General features: G+C 71.6%; 16 protein-coding genes. 8 read left to right on the plus strand and 8 right to left on the minus strand.

Annotation, left to right across the window (positions count from 1 at the left end; all coding sequences use genetic code 11):
- Positions 1-10: 10 nt before the first annotated feature.
- From gatC to KKR01S_RS02885, 7 genes are all read right to left on the minus strand, one after another.
- Entirely contained in the window at positions 11-307 is a 297-nt protein-coding gene (gene gatC, locus KKR01S_RS02855) for an Asp-tRNA(Asn)/Glu-tRNA(Gln) amidotransferase subunit GatC (protein WP_055684381.1), read from the minus strand.
- A gap of 224 nt (positions 308-531) precedes the next feature.
- Positions 532-1,278 (minus strand): transglycosylase family protein, encoded by a 747-nt coding sequence (locus KKR01S_RS11445; RefSeq protein WP_061225258.1) that lies wholly within the window; start codon positions 1,276-1,278, stop codon positions 532-534.
- 414 nt (positions 1,279-1,692) lie between these two features.
- Entirely contained in the window at positions 1,693-3,960 is a 2,268-nt protein-coding gene (ligA, locus tag KKR01S_RS02865) for an NAD-dependent DNA ligase LigA (RefSeq protein WP_061225259.1), read from the minus strand.
- 70 nt (positions 3,961-4,030) lie between these two features.
- Positions 4,031-5,071, minus strand: coding sequence for a PP2C family protein-serine/threonine phosphatase (locus tag KKR01S_RS02870; protein ID WP_081046349.1), 1,041 nt, complete (start codon positions 5,069-5,071; stop codon positions 4,031-4,033).
- Complete coding sequence (locus KKR01S_RS02875; RefSeq protein ID WP_055684444.1) at positions 5,068-6,210, minus strand: adenylate/guanylate cyclase domain-containing protein; 1,143 nt, start codon at positions 6,208-6,210, stop codon at positions 5,068-5,070. Before KKR01S_RS02875 ends, KKR01S_RS02870 begins: the two co-directional genes overlap by 4 nt.
- Positions 6,211-6,375: 165 nt before the next feature.
- The gene (locus KKR01S_RS02880) at positions 6,376-6,867 is read right to left on the minus strand and encodes a PH domain-containing protein (RefSeq protein WP_055684378.1); all 492 of its coding nucleotides are present in this window, start codon (positions 6,865-6,867) and stop codon (positions 6,376-6,378) included.
- The gene (locus tag KKR01S_RS02885; RefSeq protein WP_061225260.1) at positions 6,864-7,898 is read right to left on the minus strand and encodes a biotin--[acetyl-CoA-carboxylase] ligase; all 1,035 of its coding nucleotides are present in this window, start codon (positions 7,896-7,898) and stop codon (positions 6,864-6,866) included. Before KKR01S_RS02885 ends, KKR01S_RS02880 begins: the two co-directional genes overlap by 4 nt.
- Before the next feature lie 145 nt (positions 7,899-8,043).
- Between KKR01S_RS02885 and KKR01S_RS02890 the strand changes: the two genes are divergently transcribed.
- From KKR01S_RS02890 to KKR01S_RS02925, 8 genes are all read left to right on the plus strand, one after another.
- Positions 8,044-8,346 carry a YciI family protein gene (locus KKR01S_RS02890; RefSeq protein ID WP_055684376.1) on the plus strand — a complete coding sequence of 101 codons (303 nt, stop codon included), beginning with the start codon at positions 8,044-8,046 and terminating at the stop codon, positions 8,344-8,346.
- A gap of 82 nt (positions 8,347-8,428) precedes the next feature.
- A complete protein-coding gene (locus KKR01S_RS02895) occupies positions 8,429-10,051 on the plus strand; it encodes an acyl-CoA carboxylase subunit beta (protein WP_055684375.1) in 1,623 nt (540 codons plus the stop codon).
- Positions 10,048-10,290 carry an acyl-CoA carboxylase subunit epsilon gene (locus KKR01S_RS02900; RefSeq protein ID WP_061225261.1) on the plus strand — a complete coding sequence of 81 codons (243 nt, stop codon included), beginning with the start codon at positions 10,048-10,050 and terminating at the stop codon, positions 10,288-10,290. The genes KKR01S_RS02895 and KKR01S_RS02900 overlap by 4 nt, the downstream gene beginning before the upstream one ends.
- 78 nt (positions 10,291-10,368) lie before the next feature.
- Entirely contained in the window at positions 10,369-12,099 is a 1,731-nt protein-coding gene (locus KKR01S_RS02905) for a DUF885 domain-containing protein (RefSeq protein ID WP_081101507.1), read from the plus strand.
- A gap of 53 nt (positions 12,100-12,152) precedes the next feature.
- A complete protein-coding gene (locus KKR01S_RS02910) occupies positions 12,153-13,601 on the plus strand; it encodes a dicarboxylate/amino acid:cation symporter (RefSeq protein ID WP_081101508.1) in 1,449 nt (482 codons plus the stop codon).
- A gap of 135 nt (positions 13,602-13,736) precedes the next feature.
- Positions 13,737-14,378, plus strand: coding sequence for a Maf family protein (locus KKR01S_RS02915; RefSeq protein ID WP_061225292.1), 642 nt, complete (start codon positions 13,737-13,739; stop codon positions 14,376-14,378).
- A 105-nt stretch (positions 14,379-14,483) separates the two neighbouring features.
- A complete protein-coding gene (locus tag KKR01S_RS02920; RefSeq protein ID WP_058730375.1) occupies positions 14,484-16,301 on the plus strand; it encodes an acetyl/propionyl/methylcrotonyl-CoA carboxylase subunit alpha in 1,818 nt (605 codons plus the stop codon).
- A gap of 158 nt (positions 16,302-16,459) precedes the next feature.
- The gene (locus tag KKR01S_RS02925) at positions 16,460-17,926 is read left to right on the plus strand and encodes an MFS transporter (RefSeq protein ID WP_081101509.1); all 1,467 of its coding nucleotides are present in this window, start codon (positions 16,460-16,462) and stop codon (positions 17,924-17,926) included.
- A gap of 100 nt (positions 17,927-18,026) precedes the next feature.
- Here the strand turns inward: KKR01S_RS02925 and KKR01S_RS02930 are convergent, their stop codons facing one another.
- Entirely contained in the window at positions 18,027-19,451 is a 1,425-nt protein-coding gene (locus KKR01S_RS02930; RefSeq protein WP_439709792.1) for an NAD(P)H-quinone dehydrogenase, read from the minus strand.
- Positions 19,452-19,517: the final 66 nt, after the last annotated feature.

The raw sequence follows: 19,517 nt of genomic DNA on the forward strand, positions 1-19,517 counted from the left end.
CGGCATCTGGCTACTCCTCCCCCAGGATCGCGGGCACCTTGAACTGGCCGTCCTCGGCGTCGGGGGCGCCGGACAGGGCCTCCTCCTGCGTCAGGGTGGGCCCGACGACGTCCTCGCGCAGCACGTTGGTCAGCGCGATGGGGTGGGCGGTCGGGGCGACGTCCTCCTGGGCGATCTCGGACACGGACTGCACGGATTCGACGATGACCTCGAGCTCGCGGGACATCGCGTCCAGCTCCTCGTCGGTCATGTCGATGCGCGCCAGCTCGGCCAGGTGGGCGACCTGCTCGCGGGTGATCGCAGACATGGATTCTCCTGCTCGGGTTCGGTGGGTGCGGGACCCCGCGCCCGGCGCGGGCGTCCCGCAGGTCAGTCTAGTCGCGCCGCCGCGGGCTAACCTCCCGGGCGGGTCCGCCGGAGCGCACCCGGGGACGCGACGACGCCCCGCTCCCCTTCCGCCGGAGCGGGAGGGGAGCGGGGCGTCGGAGTCGAAGTCCGCTCAGCCGCGGGGGCCGGAGCGGATCAGGCGCTTCACGCGGCCGGGATCTCCAGGACCTGACCCGGGTAGATCAGGTTGGGGTTGGAGACGGTGGAGGCGTTGGCGTCGGCCAGGGACTCCCAGGAGACGCCGTGGGCCGCGGCGATCGCGGACAGGGTGTCACCGGCCTGCACGGTGTAGGTGCCGGCAGCCGCGGTGTACTGGGTCTGCGCCGGGGCGGCCTGCTCGGTCTGCGCCGGGGCGGTGTACTGGGTCTGGGCCGGAGCAACCTGCTCGGTCTGGGCCGGGGCCTGGGTCTCAGCCTTGGGGGCCTCGACCTGCTGGGTCTGGGCCGGGGCCTGGGTCTCAGCCTTGGGGGCCTCGACCTGCTGGGTCTGGGTCTGCGCAGCGGAGGTGCTCTGCTGCTCGGTGGCGCCAGCGGCGGAACCGCTGGTGTCGGCGGCACCCAGGCCGACGCCGCACACGGGCCAGGCGCCCTTGCCCTGGGTGGCCAGGACGTTCTCGGCCACGCGGATCTGCTCGGCGCGGGAGGCGTTCGCCGGGTCACCGGTGCCGCCGTTGGCGGCCCAGGTGGAGGCGGTGAACTGCAGACCGCCGGAGAAGCCGTTGCCGGTGGAGGTGCTCCAGTTCCCGCCGGACTCGCACTGGGCGACGGCGTCCCACTGGGCCTCGGTCGCAGCGTGGGCCGGCATGGACAGGGTCGCGGCGGCGGCGCCGCCGACGACGAGGGCGGCGGTGCCGCGGCGGACGTTACGACGGATGGTGGAAGTAGTCTTCACGATGCTCCTCGGGCCACCTGCGCTCCGTCCATCCCTGGACTTCTCCGCGCCGTCGTCTACCCATCGATGTGTGTGGGGATCTTCTCGAGGTGTCTGCCCTGTAGACGACTCCGGTGTACGGCAGCACCCAGCATGTTCGGCCCCTGCACCATGCGCAGGATGACCAGCGTGATCGCCTCGCGGCGATGAACTTTGATAACGATACAATAACGATTTTGGGCTTGGCAACCAAAAATCGTGACGGAAGCTTGACCTTCCGTCGTCCCGCCGTCGGAAGCACCTCAGCGGGTGTCCTTGGCAGGACGCGTGCCAGCCTAAGCGGACCCCGCGCAGGGGGTCAAGACCGCAGCCCATGGCGGGGGCCACAGGTCACGGGCCGGTCACGAACCCCGAAAGGCCCCGGAACCCGCGGAATCACGCGGCATCGAAGGGGGCCGGGCCCTCCCGCAGCAGCACCGCGAAGCCCTCCGCATCCAGGATCTTCACACCCAGCTGCTCGGCCTTCTCCAGCTTGGAGCCGGCGTTCTCCCCCGCCACGAGGAAGTCCGTCTTCTTGGACACGGAGCCGGTGGACTTCCCGCCGCGCCGGATGATCGCCTCCTTCGCGGAGTCCCGGGTGTAGCCCTCGACGGTGCCGGTGACCACGACCGTGACCCCCTCCAGCACCCTCGGCACGGTCTCGTCCCGCTCGTCCTCCATCCGCACCCCGGCCGCGGCCCACCGGTCCACGATCTCCCGGTGCCACTCCTCGGCGAACCAGTCGATCACGGCGTCGGCGATCACCGGGCCCACCCCGTCCGTCTCGGCCAGGGCCTCGCGATCGGCCGCGCGGATCGCGTCCATCGAGCCGAAGCGGGTGGCCAGGGCCCGTGCGGCGTTGGGACCCACGTGGCGGATGGACAGGGCCACCAGCACCCGCCACAGCGGCTGGGTCTTGGCCTTGGCCAGCTCCTGGAACAGGGTTTCGGTGTGCTTCTGGGGCTGATCCCGCCGCAGCCCCTTGACCCGCGCGGGGGCGTCCACCGGGATGCGCCCGTAGAAGTAGGGCACCAGCTCCTGCTCGCCGGTGCGCTGGAACCGGCCGTCGGCCCCGCGCACCCGCTTGCCCGCCTCGTCGGTGAGGAAGGTGTCCCGCCAGGTCTGCACCGGCTCCAGATCCTCGGGTCTCAGCTCGAACAGCCCCGCCATGGACACCAGCGGCGGTTCGGCGGGCTCGGCCGGCTGGGTCAGCGCCTGGGCCGTCTCCTCCCCCAGGGCGTCGATGTCCAGCACCGAGCGGGAGCCGATGTAGGCCAGGGTCTGCCACAGCTGGGCCGGGCAGGAGCGGTGGTTGGGGCAGCGCAGGTCCACATCCCCCTCCTTGGCCGGGGCCAGCCGCGTCCCGCAGGAGGGGCAGGTCTCGGGCATCCGGAACTCCCGTTCGGTGCCGTCGCGCAGGGCCGCCACGGGCCCCACGATCTCCGGGATCACGTCCCCGGCCTTGCGCAGCACCACGGTGTCCCCGATCAGCACCCCCTTGGCCTTCACCACGTCCTGGTTGTGCAGGGTGGCCATGGACACGGTGGAGCCTGCCACCTTCACCGGCTCCATCAGCCCGTACGGGGTGGCCCGTCCGGTGCGCCCGACGCTGACCTCGATGTCCAGCAGCCGGGTGTTGACCTCCTCCGGCGGGTACTTGAAGGCCACGGCCCAGCGCGGCACCCGGGAGGTGTGCCCCAGCAGGGCCTGGGTGCGGAAGTCATCCACCTTGACGACGATGCCGTCGATCTCGTGCACCAGATCGTGCCGGTGCTGCCCGTAGTCGGCGATGAACTCCAGGATCTGCTCCTCGGTCTCCAGCACCCGGGCATAGGGGCTCACCGGCAGCCCCCAGGAGGCCAGCAGCTCGTAGGCCTGCGACTGGGAGTCCGCGGACAGCTCCGTGCGGTGCCCGATGCCGTGGATGAACACGGACAGCCGACGCCGCGCGGTGACCTCCGGATCCTTCTGCCGCAGGGACCCGGCCGCGGCGTTGCGCGGGTTGGCGAAGGGCGCCTTGCCGGCCGCGACCAGGGCCTCGTTCAGCTCCCGGAAATCGGCCGAGGCGATGAAGATCTCCCCGCGCACCTCGATCTCCGCGGGTACGTCCTCATCGGTGAGCCGCTGGGGGATGGAGGCGATGGTCGCGACGTTGCGGGTCACGTCCTCCCCCGTGGTCCCGTCCCCGCGGGTCGCGGCGCGCACCAGGCGCCCCTCCCGGTACAGCAGGTTCACCGCCAGTCCGTCGATCTTCAGCTCGGTGAGCCAGGCCGGGCGCGCCCCGGGTCGCAGCCGCTCGATGGACTCCCGGGCCCGGGCCAGCCAGGCGCGCAGCTCCTCGACGGAGAACACGTCCTCCAGGGAGTACATCCTCTCCAGGTGCCGCACCGGGGCGAAGGCCTCGGAGACCTCCCCGCCGACCTCCTGGGTCGGGGAATCGTTGGCGACCAGCTCCGGATGCTCGGCCTCCAGCGTCTCCAGCTCGCGGTACAGCGCATCGTAGGAGGCGTCGGAGATCCTCGGGGCGTCCTCCAGGTAGTAGGCGGTGCGCGCGGCGCGGACCTGCTCGATCAGCTCGGCGTAGCGGTCCTTCAGCCGCTCCTCGGGGATCTCGCGGTCGGCGTCGGCGGTGGCGTGCTGGGCGCGGGTCTTCTCGGTGCTCACGGCAGACCATTGTCCCCCATGGCCCCCGGCCCCGCCCACCGGGGGACGCGAGCGGGCCCGGGGCCGACGCTCAGCGCTCGGGATCGACCGTGGTCTCCTCCGGGGCCAGGGGGCCGTCCGGATCCTGGCCCGGGTTGAAGGAGTCCAGGTCCAGCACCCCCTCCTCCGGGGCGGTCTCGTGCACCCCGTCGGTGTCCCCGTCGCAGCCGTGGTCGGTGCAGGAGCCCGCCGGCACGGCGTCGGCGACGATCACGGAGATGTTGTCCCGGCCCCCGGAGCGAAGCGCGGCGGCCTGCAGCACGTCCGCGGCGTCCTTGGGGTGCTCCACGGTGGCCAGGACCTTGGCCATGTACCCGTTGGACAGCTCCCCGGAGAGCCCGTCCGAGCACATCATCAGCCGGTCCCCCACCTGGGCGGGGATGACCCAGAAGTCCGGCTCCCAGTAGTTCCCGGTGCCCAGCGCCCGGGTGATGACGTTGCGCCGCGGGTGGATCAGCGCCTCCAGGGCGGTGATCTGGCCGGTGTCCACGAGGTACTGCACCTCGGAGTGGTCCACGGTGATCTGCTCCAGGCTGATCCCCTCCACCGGGGACTGGGAGACGGACAGCGGCTCGTGGCTGATGGGCTGGTCCGTGTCCCGACGCAGCCGGTAGGTGCGGGAGTCCCCCACGTTGAACACGATCCACAGGGGCTGCTCCCCGATGCGGGTCAGCCAGGCCCCGGTCAGCGTGGTGCCGGCGCGCATGCGTCCGGCCTTCTTGATGTTCTCGTCGGCCTCGCCGATCACGGCCTTGACCCGGCCGAGGACCTCCATGATCTTCGCGTTCAGGGCGGAGGTGGACTTGCGGCGGCGCCGGAACAGGCCCCGGGAGCTCTCCTCGGAATCCTCCTCGGCGGGCACGTCGAAGTGCTCGGTGCCGAACAGCGGGGCCTCGGCCAGGGTCCGCACGGCGATCGAGCTGGCGACCTCCCCGGCCTCGTGTCCGCCCATGCCGTCCGCGACGACGCAGAGGTTCCCGCGGGTGATCAGCGAATCCTCGTTGTTCTGACGGTGGCAGCCCTGATGGGTCGTGGCACCGATGCAGGTGGCCAGCTCGGCGGCAGTCGTCATTCGAAGTCAATCTCCAGTTCGGGGCCGATGCCCGGGTCCAGGACCACGGGTTGGACGTCTCCGAATCCGCGCACGTTGCGCACGCTCTGCGGACGCAGGACGAACCGCTCGTCTCCGCGCAGCACCTCGGCGGTGTCGGCATCGACCAGCACGACGCCGGGTTCGGCCAGGGCCACCAGGCGCGAAGCGAGGTTCACGGTCGGACCGTAGACGTCCCCCAGCCTAGGCAGGATCCGGCCCCAGACAAAAGCGACGCGGGCCTCCGGCAGGGCCGGATCCTCGTCGATCATCCGGGACAGTGCCAGGGAGATCCGGGCGCCGGCCTCCGGGGATTCGGTGAGGAACAGGATCTCATCACCCACCGTCTTGATGATCCGGCCGCCGCCGACCGCCACGATCTCGGCGCAGCGCTGCTCGAAGTGCTGGACCAGGCTGGCCAGGGTGGATTCGCCCATGCGCCGGGACAGCGAGGTGTAGGAGACGAGATCCGCGAAGCCGATCCCGCGCACCAGCGGCAGCGGGCGGAACCGGTCGTCCCCGTCCTCGTCCGCGTCTGCCTCACCGGGCTTCTCCGCCTTCAGCGCCAGACGGATCACCGCCGCGTTGAGCTGGCGACGGAAGCCGTAGTGGATCAGCTGATCCAGCTGCTCGATCAGCTGCGGCAGGATGGTGAGCAGGTGGCGCCGCGCCTCGGCGTCGGTGACCCCGCGATGGGCGACCATGTCCTCCACCAGCGCCTCGATCTGCCAGGCGACCATCCGGTCCGTCATCTGCCCCACCGACCGGACGATGGACATGACCCCGGACTCGGTGATGTCCGCGTTGTCCACCAGATCCGCCATGGTGCGCAGCGCCTCGACGTCGAAGGGAGTGAAGAAGACGTCCTCGTCCTTGAGGTTGGGCAGACCCAGGGCGCGCCACATCTTCCGCGCCCCGAGCAGGGAGACGTCCGCGGCCTCGGCCGCCTCCTCCCGGCGCAGGCTGCGGTTCTGCCCCAGCAGGGCGCGTTCCAGCGCCCCGACGGCCGCCTTGGCCTCCACGGAGCCGTAGAGGTTGGACTGGGCCGGGTTCGCGAGGTTCAGCTGGCTGGTCTGCGGTCCGGTGTAGACCGGTGCGTCCTCGGGAACGTCCTGGGGCACGATGAGCTCCACCTTCTTGGTCTCGGGGTCGGGGGTGCGGCGGATCCTCTGCGCGCGGTCGGGGCCGACGGGGCGGCGCGCCGCTGCCGACCGCGCAGGGGGCGGCGACGGTGCCGTCACTGCGACCGGAAGGGTTGTCCGGGTCACAGGCCATGCATGAGAAGCCTACACCCCGGACCTCCTGCGTCGGCCGATGAACTCGGCCCGCTGCTGTTCGCACAGGCGCGCGAAGCGGGCGGGCTCCTTCTGGTGGGTCAGGTCGAAGGCCTGCCCGGGCAGCGCCACGCGCACCGTGCCGCTGCCCAGCACCCGGTGGAGCACCCCGCGCGGCCCGACGACGCCGAGCACGTGCTCCAACGGCAGCGCCAGGGGCCGTCGGGCCCGCAGGGAGCGGAAGATCACGATGCGGCGGGTGGTCAGCGCGTATCCCGTGACCAGCCAGCGGCACATCCTGACCACGGCGTAGATCACGGCCGCGACCAGCAGGATCGGGCCCACCGGGGACCATGCCGGATACACCCCGGCGACCACCTGCAGGACACTGGCCAGGAAGATCGCGCCGAGCAGGGTCAGGGCGGGGCGCAGCAGCCGGGTGGGGTGGGCCCGATTGCAGGTCACGACCTCCTCCCCCGGCTCCAGCGGGGCCCGGTACCTCATGCCCACCGCCCTTCGGCGGATCCGGCGTCCGGGCGCAGGTGCACGACGTCGCCCACGGAGACCTCCTCGAGCGCCCCGTCCTCTCGGCGCACCAGGAGGGCGCCGTCGGCGGTGAGGTCCTCGGCCGCGCCGCGGAGGTCGGGCTGCCCGTCGCGCTGCACGCGCACCCGGCGCCCCAGGGTGTCCAGGCGGGGGCGGATCGCCTCCAGCAGACTCGGGCCGGGCCGCGGATCCCCCGCGGAGTCCTGCCCCATAGGCGAGTCCTGATCCACCGCGGAGGCGGGCAGCGGCCGGGACGGATCGCCGCCGACGGCCTCGAAGCGCTCGAGCAGATCCCGGAACCCGGCGATGAGATGGGCTGCCAGGATCGTGCGATCCACGACGGGCTCGGCTCGATGTCCCGTGCGGGCCTGATCCGTGCGGGTCAGCTCGGCCCGCAGGGAGGTCGCGGTGGGCACCGGCAACTGGTCCCTCTCCAGATCGACGTTGATCCCGATGCCGACCACCACGCACAGGCGCCCTTGCGGGTCCGGGGCCACCCGCGCGAGGATCCCCGCGGTCTTGGCCCCGTCCAGCAGCAGGTCGTTGGGCCACTTGATCCGCGCCGGAAGGCCGGTGGTCGCGCGGATGGCTCGCTGCCCGGCCAGCGCCATGAGCAGGGTCAGCCAGTGCAGGGAGTCCGGCTCCAGGGTGCGCGGGCGCCCGGGGCGTTCGGGGCGCACCAGCGCCGAGAGCATCACCGAGCTGCGCGCCGGCGCCGTCCAGGTCCGGTCCCGCCGTCCCCGTCCGGCCCGCTGGTGCTCGGCCAGCAGGACGCTCCCGTGCACGGGACGCCGGATCGGATCCGCCAGTCGGCGCACCAGCTCGTCGTTCGTGGAGTCCACCTCCCCCAGCACCTGCACGGGGGCCGCGCGCAGCAGCCGCGCCAGCTCCGACACGACGTCGTCCGCGCCGGTCAGGACCTGCCGACGCAGCGGCGCCCGTGCCCCGCCCTGGGCGGGCTCGTGCGGGGCGGGGAAGTCTTCGGACACGGGATCTCTCCTTGGCAAGGGCCGGGTGGTGTGCCCGCGGCGGGCGCGGACGCGGACGGGGGTGTGAGCTAGTTTAGGAGGCGGAGCCGGGCGTCGGCTGGATGCGCCCGCACCGACCCATCCCCGCCCGAGAGGACCCATCACCGTGAGCGAGCACTTCGCCGTCCTGTACAGCTACGGCCCGGCCGAGGCGCAGGCCGCGCACCGGCCGGCCCACCGGCGCTTCCTCGCCGGACTCCTGGATGAGGGGAAGCTGCTGGTCTCCGGCCCGTTCACCGACGGCTCCGACCAGGCGCTGCTGATCCTGCGCGCGGAGTCCGAGGAGGAGGTGGCCCAGCTGCTGGACGAGGATCCGATGCGCACCGGAGGAGTGGTGACCGAACGCCGGATCCACCGCTGGAACCCGGTGCTGGGTACAGTGGGGGCACCGGAGGCGCCGACCAGCTGAGGCTGATCCGCTCCTTCGCCCGCGACCACGGCGCGCCGTCCCACCGTCCGCGCATCGATCCGCATCGTCTGAGGAAGTGCCCATGACCGAAACCCCCGCCCCGCAGGACTCGAAGCAGCAGGACGGACCGGATCTGTCCACCACCGCCGGGCGCATCGCCGACTTCTACGCACGGCGCGAGGCCTCCCTGCTGCCCACGGGGCAGGCGCCGGTGGACCGGCAGCACTCCCGCGGCAAGTCCACGGCCCGCGAGCGCCTGGAGATGCTGCTGGACGAGGGCTCCTTCGTGGAGTTCGACGCCCTGGCCACCCACCACTCCACGGCCTTCGGGATGGAGAGGAAGAAGCCGCTGGGCGACGGCCTGGTCTCCGGCTACGGCACCGTGGACGGGCGCCTGGTGGCCGTGTACTCGCAGGATTTCACGGTCTTCGGCGGCTCCCTGTCCCGGGTCAACGGGGAGAAGATCGTCAAGGTGCAGAAGTTCGCGCTGCGCAACGGCTGCCCCGTCATCGGGATCAACGACGGCGGCGGGGCCCGCATCCAGGAGGGCGTGGACTCCCTGGCGATGTTCGCGGACATCTTCCGGATGAACGTGCGGGCCTCCGGCGTCGTCCCCCAGATCTCGGTGATCATGGGCCCGTGCGCGGGCGGGGCCGCCTACTCCCCCGCGCTGACGGACTTCGTGATCATGGTGGATAAGACCTCCCACATGTTCATCACCGGCCCGGACGTCATCAAGACGGTCACCGGCGAGGAGGTGGACATGGAGACCCTGGGCGGGGCGCGCTCCCACAATGCGGTGACCGGCACCTCCCAGTACCTGGCCGAGGACGAGGAGGACGCCTTCGACTTCCTGCGGGAGCTGCTGGAGTTCCTGCCGTCGAACAACCTCATGGACGGGCTGGTCCTGGAGCACGATCAGGACCCGGAGATCACCCCGGAGGATGAGGAGCTGGATGCCCTCGTCCCGGATTCGGCCAATCAGCCCTACGACATGCGCACCGTGGTGGAGACCGTGGTGGATGACGGGAACTTCCTGGAGATCCAGGGGCTGTACGCCCCGAACGTGATCACCGGCTACGGGCGGGTGGAGGGCCGCACCGTGGGGGTGGTCGCCAACCAGCCGATGCAGTTCGCCGGGACCCTGGACATCGCGGCCTCGGAGAAGGCCGCGCGCTTCGTGCGCCACTGCGACGCCTTCAACATCCCGATCCTGACCTTCGTGGATGTGCCCGGGTTCCTGCCGGGCACCGAGCAGGAGTTCAACGGGATCATCCGGCGCGGGGCCAAGCTGATCTACGCCTACGCGGAGGCCACCGTCCCGCTGATCACGGTGATCACCCGCAAGGCCTACGGCGGGGCGTACATCGTCATGGGCTCCAAGAAGCTGGGCGCGGACATCAACCTGGCCTGGCCCACCGCGCAGATCGGCGTGATGGGCGCCCAGGGTGCGGTGAACATCCTGTACCGCCGGGACCTGAAGAAGGTCGAGGAGGAGGGCGGCGACGTCGAGGCCGCTCGGGACGAGCTGATCCAGCGGTACGAGGAGGAGCTGCTGAACCCGTACCAGGCCGCGCAGCTGGGGTACGTGGACGCGGTGATCGCCCCGGCCGAGACCCGGGTGAACATCATCAAGGGGCTGCGGGCCCTGCACGACAAGCGCGCGGCGATGCCGGCCAAGAAGCACGGGAACATCCCGCTGTGAGTGCGCGACGGCATGAGGAGCAGGACCGGGCCCAGGAGCCGCTGTTCTCGGTGGTGCGCGGGAACCCCACCGAGGAGGAGCTGGCCGCGCTGACGGTGGTGCTGCTGCAGCGGCGGACCGCCCCGAAGCCGGCCGCCAACCCGCTGGCGGAGGTGGGGCGGCTGCTGGCCCGGCGCCAGCGGCTGGGCGCCGGGCTGCGGCCCGGCCCCGGGTCCTGGAAGCGGGCTCGGCCGCGCTGAGCACGGCCCGGTGTCGAGCCGGAGGCCGACCCGCGACCCTGTCCCGGCAGCGAGCACCCCGGCGCTACAGTGGGTGCCATGACCGAGAACACTGTGACCGGTGTGACGCCGGACGAGCTGCCCGAGGCCCTGCGCCTGGACCGAGACCGCACCGCCATCGACGAGGCCGCGGACGCCTACTACGAGGAATACCTGGCCCTGCATCCGGATGCGGCGACCATCGAGGGGCGGCCCGGGCACGAGACCGAGTACTCCGATTACTCCCCCGCCGGGGAGGAAGCCGACGTCGAGCTGGCCCGGCGCACCCTGGAGGCCGTCAACGCGCTGGAGCCGCGCGACGCGGTGGACCGGGTGACCCTGGACGTGCTCAACGAGCGCCTGGGCCTGCAGATCGAAGCCCACCTGGCCGGTCTGGGCGCGTGGGAGCTGAACCCGCTGGCCACGGAGGCCCACGGAATCCGCCAGATCTTCGACCTGATGCCGCAGGAGACCGCGCAGGACTGGTCGCACATCGTCGGTCGGATGGCCAACGTGCCCGCGGCCATCGACGGGTTCATCGAGACCCTGGAGCATCACCGGGAGGCCGGCCGGGTGGCCGCGGCACGGCAGGTGCGTCTGCTGGTGGAGCAGTTCCGCGCCTACGCGCAGTCCGGCGGGTTCTTCGACGGGCTGGCCGAGCAGGCGGTGGCCGCCGACGCCGGGCTGGACGGGTCCGCGCAGGACGCGGCGAGGGCGGCAGCCGGCGCGTACCGTCGCCTGGCCGATCACCTCGAACAGGTGCTGCTGCCGGAAGCTCCGGAGGAGGACGCCGTGGGCATCGAGCGCTACCGGCTGCACTCCCGGCAGTTCCTCGGTGCCGAGGTGGACCTGGCCGAGACCTACCGCTGGGGCGTGGAAGAGCTGGAGCGGATCATCGCCGAGCAGGAGCAGGTGGCCGAGCAGATCCGCCCCGGAGCGAGCATCGCGGAGGCCAAGCGGGCCCTGGATGCGGATCCGGATCGCCGGCTCGAGGGCACGGACGCCCTGCGGGAGTGGATGCAGGGGGTCTCGGACCGAGCCGTGGAGTTCCTGGCCCGGGAGCACTTCACCATCGAGGGGCCCATGCGCACCATCGAGTGCATGATCGCCCCGACCCACGACGGCGGGATCTACTACACCCCGCCATCGGCGGACTTCTCCCGGCCGGGCCGGATGTGGTGGTCCGTTCCCGAGGGGGAGACGCAGTTCACCACCTGGGCGGAGACCTCCACCGTCTACCACGAGGGGGTTCCGGGCCACCACCTGCAGTTCGCCACGGGAGCGGCCCTGGCCTCCTCGGTCAACGACTACCGGGCGCACGGGGTGTGGGTCTCCGGGCACGGCGAGGGCTGGGCCCTGTACGCCGAGCGGCTGATGGAGCAGCTGGGATACCTGGAGGATCCCGGGGACCGGATGGGCATGCTGGACGGGCAGCGGATGCGCGCGGCGCGGGTGGTCTTCGACATCGGCGTGCACTGCGGCTTCGAGATCCCGCAGGCCTGGGCCGAGCGGATCGGGCACTCGGGGACGTGGACGGCCGAGGCCGGGCACGAGTTCCTGGCGCAGAACCTGGACATCTCCGAGGGGCAGCGGGAGTTCGAGTTCCACCGGTATCTCGGCTGGCCGGGCCAGGCCCCCAGCTACAAGATCGGCCAGCGCATCTGGGAGCAGCTGCGCGATGAGGCCCTTCAGCGCGGGGAGTCCCTGCGCGAGTTCCACACCCGGGCCCTGCTGATCGGCTCGGTGGGCCTGGACACGCTGCGTCGGGCGCTGCAGGATCCGGAAGCGTAATACGACGACGCATTTGGTTTACCGGAAAAGCATCCGCTCCTAGCCTGGAGCGCATGTCCGAACGCTCCACTGCGCCCGCAGCGCGCCGCCGCCTGCCCTCCTGGATGACGAACTTCGGGGTCCAGATCCTCCTGGGCCTGCTCATCGGCGTCCTGCTGGGCTTCGCCGCCCTCGCCCTCGGCGGGGATCCCGAGACCTCCCCGAACTGGCTGATGACCACCCTGGACACCATCGGCTCCAGCTACGTCAGCCTGCTCAAGGCCGCCGTCGTGCCGCTGGTGGTCACCGCAGTGATCACCTCGATCGCCAACCTCTCCGCCGTGGCGAACGCGGCGCGCCTGGCGGTGAAGACCCTCCTGTGGTTCGCCGGGACCGCGCTGATCGCCGTGATCATCGGCATCGTGCTCGGCGTCGTCTTCCGCCCGGGGGTCGGCACGGGCCTGTCCACCCCGGACTCCTACACCGGCACCCAGGGGTCCTGGCTGGCCTTCGTCACCAGCATCGTCCCGGCCAACGTGCTCGGGCTGTCCGCGAGCACCCGGGAGACGGCCGACGGGCTGCACACCTCGGTGAGCTTCAACATCCTGCAGATCCTGGTGATGTCCGGGGCGGTGGGGATCGCCGCGCTGAAGATCGGCAAGCCGGCCGAGCCGTTCCTGAACTTCATGCGCTCGGCCCTGGCGATCGTGCAGAAGATCCTGTGGTGGATCATCCGCCTGGCCCCGCTGGGCACCCTGGGGCTGATCGGCACGGCGGTGTCCACCTACGGGTGGGCCACGATGGGCTCCCTGGCGAAGTTCGTGCTGCTGCTGTACGTGGGCCTGGCGATCGTGGGCTTCGTGGTCTACCCGCTGCTGGCCCGGCTCAACGGGCTGTCCATCCGCCAGTTCTTCACCGGGGTGTGGCCGGCCGCGCAGATCGGCTTCGTCTCCCGCTCCTCGATGGGTACGATGCCGGTGACCCAGCGGGTGGCCGAGCGCAACTTCGGCGTGCCCCCGGCCTACGCCTCCTTCGCCGTGCCCTTCGGGGCCACCACCAAGATGGACGGGTGCGCGGCGGTCTACCCGGCGCTGGCGGCGATCTTCGTCGCCCAGTTCTACGGCGTGCCGCTGGGGATCACGGACTACCTGCTGATCGTGGTGGTCTCCGTGCTGGGCTCGGCGGCCACCGCCGGGACCACGGGAGCCACGGTCATGCTGACCCTGACCCTGTCCACCCTGGGCCTGCCCCTGGACGGCGTGGGGCTGCTGCTGGCCATCGACCCGATCATCGACATGGGCCGCACCGCCCTGAACGTGACCGGGCAGGCGCTGATTCCGGCGATCATCTCCCGCCGGGAGGGGATCCTGGACGAGGACCTCTACAACGCTCCGCGCTCGGCGGACTGGTTCGACTCCGATCTCACCGCCGCCCAGTGGGCGCAGGAGCACGGGGCGAACGCCGAGCAGACCGGGCAGGACGACGCCGTCGGGCCCCACGCCGAGCCCGCACGCCTGGGCTGATCCCGCCCGCCCGGGACGCCGCATCGAGGAGGTGCCCGCTTGCCCTCGGCCGCTAGGCTGGGGCGGGTGAGCACCTCCTCCCGCACGTCCGCGCCCGCCGACCCCTCCGGCTCCGTCGATCCCGATCGGCCCCTGCTGATCCTGGGCTCCCAGTCCCCCTCCCGCGCGCAGATCCTGCGCCAGGCCGGGCTGGAGTTCTCCGTCCTGGTCTCCGGGGTGGATGAGCCGGCAGCCGTGGAGGAACGGCGTCGGGCCCTCGGCCGGGAGCCCTCCCCCGCCGAGACCGCCGAGATCCTGGCCCGCACCAAAGCGCAGGCCGTGGCCGGGCTGCCGGAGGCCGCCGGGCACCTGGTGCTCGGCTGCGATTCCGTGTTCGAACTGGACGGGCGAGCCTACGGCAAGCCGGGCACCGGGCAGGCGGTACGCGAGCGCCTGCGGGCCATGTCCGGGCGCACCGGCATCCTGCACACCGGCCACTGGCTCGTGGACCGGCGCGACCTCGCTGCCCCGGCCGAGGGCACGGGGCTGTGCGTCAGCGCGCGCGTGTCCTTCGCCGCGATGACCCCGGAGGAGATCGACGCCTACGCCGCCACCGGCGAGCCGCTGTGGGTCGCCGGGTCCTTCACCCTGGAGGGGTACGGCGCCGCGTTCATCACCGGGGTCGAGGGGGACCCGCACGCGGTGCAGGGACTCAGCGTGCACGGGCTGCGCGAGCTGCTGGGCCGTCTCGGCGTGGGCATCCAGCGGCTGTGGCGCGCCCCCGAGCAGACTGCCTGAGCCGGCCCGCCGAATGCGGAGCACGGCCCGCGCGAGGCCCCGGCGCTTAGGCAAATGCTGAGTCCAGAGACTAAGCTCGCGCTGAGGATGATAAGGAGTTTCCCCGTGACCGATACCGTGTCCGCGCCGCAGGCGACCCCCGCAACCCGCTACGCCAGCGGTCCCGTGACCAAGGTGCTCGTCGCCAACCGCGGTGAGATCGCGGTGCGCGTGATCCGCGCGGCCCGGGACGAGGGACTGCCCACCGTCGCGGTCTACGCCGAGCCGGACCGGGACGCCCTGCACGTCAAGCTCGCGGATGAGGCCTTCTCCCTGGGCGGGTCCACCGCCGCGGACTCCTACCTCGTCATCGACAAGATCATCGACGCCGCCCGCCGCTCGGGCGCCGACGCCGTGCACCCCGGCTACGGGTTCCTCTCCGAGAACGCCGACTTCGCCCGCGCGGTGCAGCAGGCCGGACTGACCTGGATCGGCCCCTCCCCGGAGGCCATCACCGAGCTCGGGGACAAGGTGGCCGCCCGGCACATCGCCGAGAAGGTCGGCGCCCCGCTGGTGCCCGGCACCAAGGACCCGGTCTCCGGGGCCCAGGAGGTCCTGGACTTCGCCGACGAGCACGGGCTGCCCATCGCCATCAAGGCCGCCTTCGGCGGCGGGGGCCGCGGGATCAAGGTCGCCCGCACCCGGGAGGAGATCCCGGAGCTCTACGACTCCGCGGTGCGCGAGGCCACGGCGGCCTTCGGGCGCGGGGAGTGCTTCATCGAGCGCTTCCTCGACTCCCCCCGCCACGTGGAGACCCAGTGCCTGGCCGATGCCCACGGCAACGTCGTCGTCGTCTCCACCCGGGACTGCTCCCTGCAGCGGCGCAACCAGAAGCTCGTGGAGGAGGCTCCGGCCCCGTGGCTGTCCGAGGAGCAGCTGAGCAGCCTGTACGCCTCCTCCAAGGCGATCCTCGCCGAGGCCCAGTACCAGGGGGCCGGGACCTGCGAGTTCCTCGTCGGGCAGGACGGGGTCATCTCCTTCCTGGAGGTCAACACCCGTCTGCAGGTGGAGCACCCGGTCTCCGAGGAGGTCTCCGGGCTGGACCTGGTCCGCGAGCAGTTCCGGGTGGCCCGCGGAGAGGAGCTGGGCTACGGGGACCCGGTGCTGCGCGGACACTCGTTCGAGTTCCGCATCAACGGGGAGGACCCGGGACGCAACTTCATGCCGGCCCCCGGCACCGTGGAGGTGCTCACCGTGCCCTCCGGTCCCGGGGTGCGCTGGGATTCCGGCGTGGTCCAGGGGGATGTGATCGGCGGGAACTTCGATTCCATGCTCGCCAAGCTCATCGTCACCGGGGCCACCCGCGAGCAGGCCCTGGAGCGCTCCCGCCGGGCCCTGGCGGAGCTGACCATCGAGGGGATGCCCACGGCCGCGACCTTCCACGAGGTGGTGGTCTCCGACCCGGCCTTCGCCCCCGCCGACGGCGAGCCGTTCTCCGTGCACACCCGCTGGATCGAGACCGAGTTCCACAACGCCATCGCCCCCTACGGAGGGGTGCCCGGTTCCGTGGATGAGGAGCAGGACGAGCGCGAGCGGGTGGTCGTGGAGGTCGGCGGCAAGCGCCTGGAGGTCCTGGTGCCGCACCTGGCCGGGGCCGGCGCCCCGGCGGCCAAGCCGGCCAAATCCCGCTCCTCCCGCCGCAGCCGGCAGTCCGCGGCCGCCGCGGCCAGCGGGGATGACCTGACCTCGCCCATGCAGGGCACGATCGTGAAGGTCGCCGTCAAGGACGGTGCGAAGGTCAGCGAGGGCGATCTGGTGGTGGTCCTGGAGGCCATGAAGATGGAGCAGCCGCTGACCGCGCACAAGTCCGGGAAGATCACCGGGCTGAAGGCCAAGCAGGGGGACACAGTCTCCGCCGGCGGGGTTATCGCGACCATCAAGTAGCCCCTCCGCCGGGATCCAGTCTCAGGATGCGGAACGCGTTGTCCAGCCTGTGAGCACCGCTCTACGCTGATGACACCCCGTTCCCATGGGCCCCGTCACCCGCCGCACCCGGTGGGCGACGGGGCCCGATCGCACCTGTTGATCCGCAAGGAGAGGCCATGTCCTCCACCCTGGTCGCCGAGGAGTCCCCGGGCTCCTCCCCCGCCGAGACCGATCCCGTCGCGCGCGTGCCCAAGCACCGCATCATCACCGCCTCGCTCGTGGGCACCACGATCGAGTTCTACGACTTCTACGTCTACGCCACCGCCGCCGTGGCCGTGTTCCCCGCCCTGTTCTTCACCGGGGCCGACGACACCACCCGCCTGCTGGCCTCGATGGCGACCTTCGCCGCGGCCTTCTTCGGCCGGCCCATCGGCTCGGTGGTCTTCGGGCACTTCGGCGACCGGATCGGACGCAAGGCCACCCTGGTGGGGGCCCTGCTGACCATGGGGCTGGCCACCTTCCTCATCGGCCTGCTGCCCACCTACCACCAGATCGCCTTCTGGGCCCCGGCGATGCTGACCATCCTGCGCTTCGCCCAGGGCCTGGGCCTGGGCGGGGAGTGGTCCGGGGCGGCGCTGCTGGCCAGCGAGTACGCGGAGCCGGGCAAGCGGGCCCGGGCCGCGATGTGGCCGCAGCTGGGCGCCCCGTTCGGCTTCATCCTCGCCAACGGCTTCGTGCTGGGCTTGACCACCTGGTTCGGCTTCAACTCCGCCCGGGACGGGGCGGACCTGAGCCACCCGTTCATGGTGTGGGGCTGGCGGGTGCCCTTCCTGTTCTCCGTCGTCATGGTCCTGGTGGGCCTGTACGTGCGGGTGCGCCTGGAGGAGACGCCGGTGTTCCGCCGGGCGGCCCAGCGCGGGGAGAAGGTCAAGGCTCCGGTGGCCGAGGTGTTCCGGGTGGCCTGGCGCCCGATGATCCTGGGCACCTTCATCATGCTGTCCTGCTACGTGCTGTTCTACCTGATGACCGCCTGGATCCTGTCCTTCGGCATCGGCAAGCCGGCGCAGGGCGGGCTGGGGATCGGCTACCACACGTTCCTGAAGATCCAGCTGGCCGCGATCGTGTTCTTCGCGGTGTTCGTCCCGATCTCCGGGTGGCTGGCCGACCGCATGGGGCGGCGTCGGCAGCAGCTGATCACCAACGTGCTGATGGCGGTGTTCGGGCTGAGCTTCGGGCTGTTCATGGCACCCGAGCGCATCGGCACCGGCGAGGCCGCGAACATCGGCGGGATCATCCTGTTCCTGTCCGTGGGCATGGTGCTGATGGGCCTGTCCTTCGGGTCCATGTCCGCGTACCTGCCGGAGCTGTTCCCCACCAACGTCCGCTACACCGGCTCCGGGATCTCCTACAACGTCGCCTCGATCCTGGGAGCTGCGATCACCCCGTACGTGGCGGTGTGGCTGAACGCCCACGGCGGGGTCGCCGCGGTCGGCTGGTACCTGTCCGCAGCCGCCGTCGTGACCATCGCGGCGCTGCTGCTCTCCCACGAGACCCGGGATCTGGACCTGGACAGCGTGGGCGCGGCCCCCGCCGCCCGCCGGGAGCGGCCCGAGCTGGCCGAGGAGCCGGCCGGCCTGGTCTGAGTCGACCTCGACTCTGAAGCCGCCCCCGACGGCGCACGGGACGGGCGGGGCACCTCCTTCGGGTGCCCCGCCCGTCCCGTGTGTGCGCAGATCCCCCGGCTCAGCCGGGCATCACGTGCAGGCGGCGGGCCGCCTCCGAGAGGGACCCGGACAGGGACGGGTACACGGTGAAGGTGTCCGCGAAGGAGTCCACGTGGATCTTGTTGTGCACGGCCAGGGAGACGGCGAAGATCAGCTCCGAGGCGCGCGGACCCACCACGACCCCGCCGATCACGGTGCCCGAGTACTTGCGGGCGAAGATCTTCACGAACCCGTCCTCCACGGCCATCATCTTGGCGCGGGGGTTGGTGCCCAGCTTCAGCATCACCACATCCGCCTGGTACTTGCCCGCGCGGATCTCCGCCTCGGTGACCCCCACGGTGGCGATCTCCGGGGAGGTGAAGATGTTGGAGGCCACCCGATGGGACTTCAGCGGGGAGACGGAGTCGCCCATCAGGTGCGCGATCGCGATGCGCCCCTGCATCGCGGCCACCGAGGCCAGCGGGAGCACGCCCGTGCAGTCCCCGGCGGCGTAGACGTTCGGCGCGGTGGTGCGCGAGACGCCGTCCACGGCGATGTGCCCGGACTCGGTGGTGCGCACCCCGGCGGCCTCCAGACCCAGGTCCGCGGTGTTGGGGATCGAGCCCACGGCCATGAGGCAGTGGGACCCGGCGACCTTGCGGCCGTCGTTCAGGGTCACCACCACCCCGTCCTCGGTGCGCTCCACGGCTTCCGCGCGCGAGCGGGGCATGACCTGCAGCCCGCGGCGCTCGAAGACGTCCTCCAGTACCTGGGCGGCGTCCTCATCCTCCCCCGGCAGCACCCGGTCCCGGGAGGAGACCAGGGTGACCCGCGAGCCCAGGCCCCGGTAGGCGGAAGCGAACTCGGCGCCGGTGACCCCGGAGCCGACCACCACGAGGTGCTCGGGGATGGTCTCCAGCCGGTACAGCTGAGTCCAGTTCAGGATCCGCTCCCCGTCCGGGGCGGCGGTGGGAATCTCCCGGGGGTGGGCGCCCACGGCCAGCAGCACGGCCTCGGCCTCCAGCTCGTAGGTCAGCCCGTCCGCGTCGGTCACCTGCACCGTGGTCGGGGACAGCAGCTTCCCCGTGCCGTCCACGACCTTGACCCCGGCCTTCTCCAGGGAGCGGCGGATGTCCTTGGACTGCTCGGCGGCCAGGCGCAGCAGGCGGCGGTTGACCTTGTCCATGTTCACGTCCAGCTCCACGAGCTCATCGCCCTTGCGGGTGCGGATGCCCAGGGCCGGAGCCTCGGAGAAGCGGTTCATGGTGTCCGCGGAGGCGATCAGCGTCTTGGAGGGCACGACGTCGGTCAGCACGGCCGAGCCGCCCAGGCCCTGGCGCTCGATGAGGGTGACGTCCGCCCCGAGGGTCGCCGCGACGAGGGCGGCCTCATAGCCGCCGGGCCCGCCGCCGATCACGAGCAGGCGCTGGGGTGCGAAGGATTCGTTCTGGCTCACACGCCTCATCCTCGCGCATCCACGCCCTGTCACCAAACCTCCGCGCACCGCACATGCCCCCGGTGGATGCGGGGC

The sequence above is a fragment of the Rothia kristinae NBRC 15354 genome (assembly GCF_001570865.1).
GTDB classification, from domain to species: Bacteria; Actinomycetota; Actinomycetes; order Actinomycetales; family Micrococcaceae; genus Rothia; species Rothia kristinae.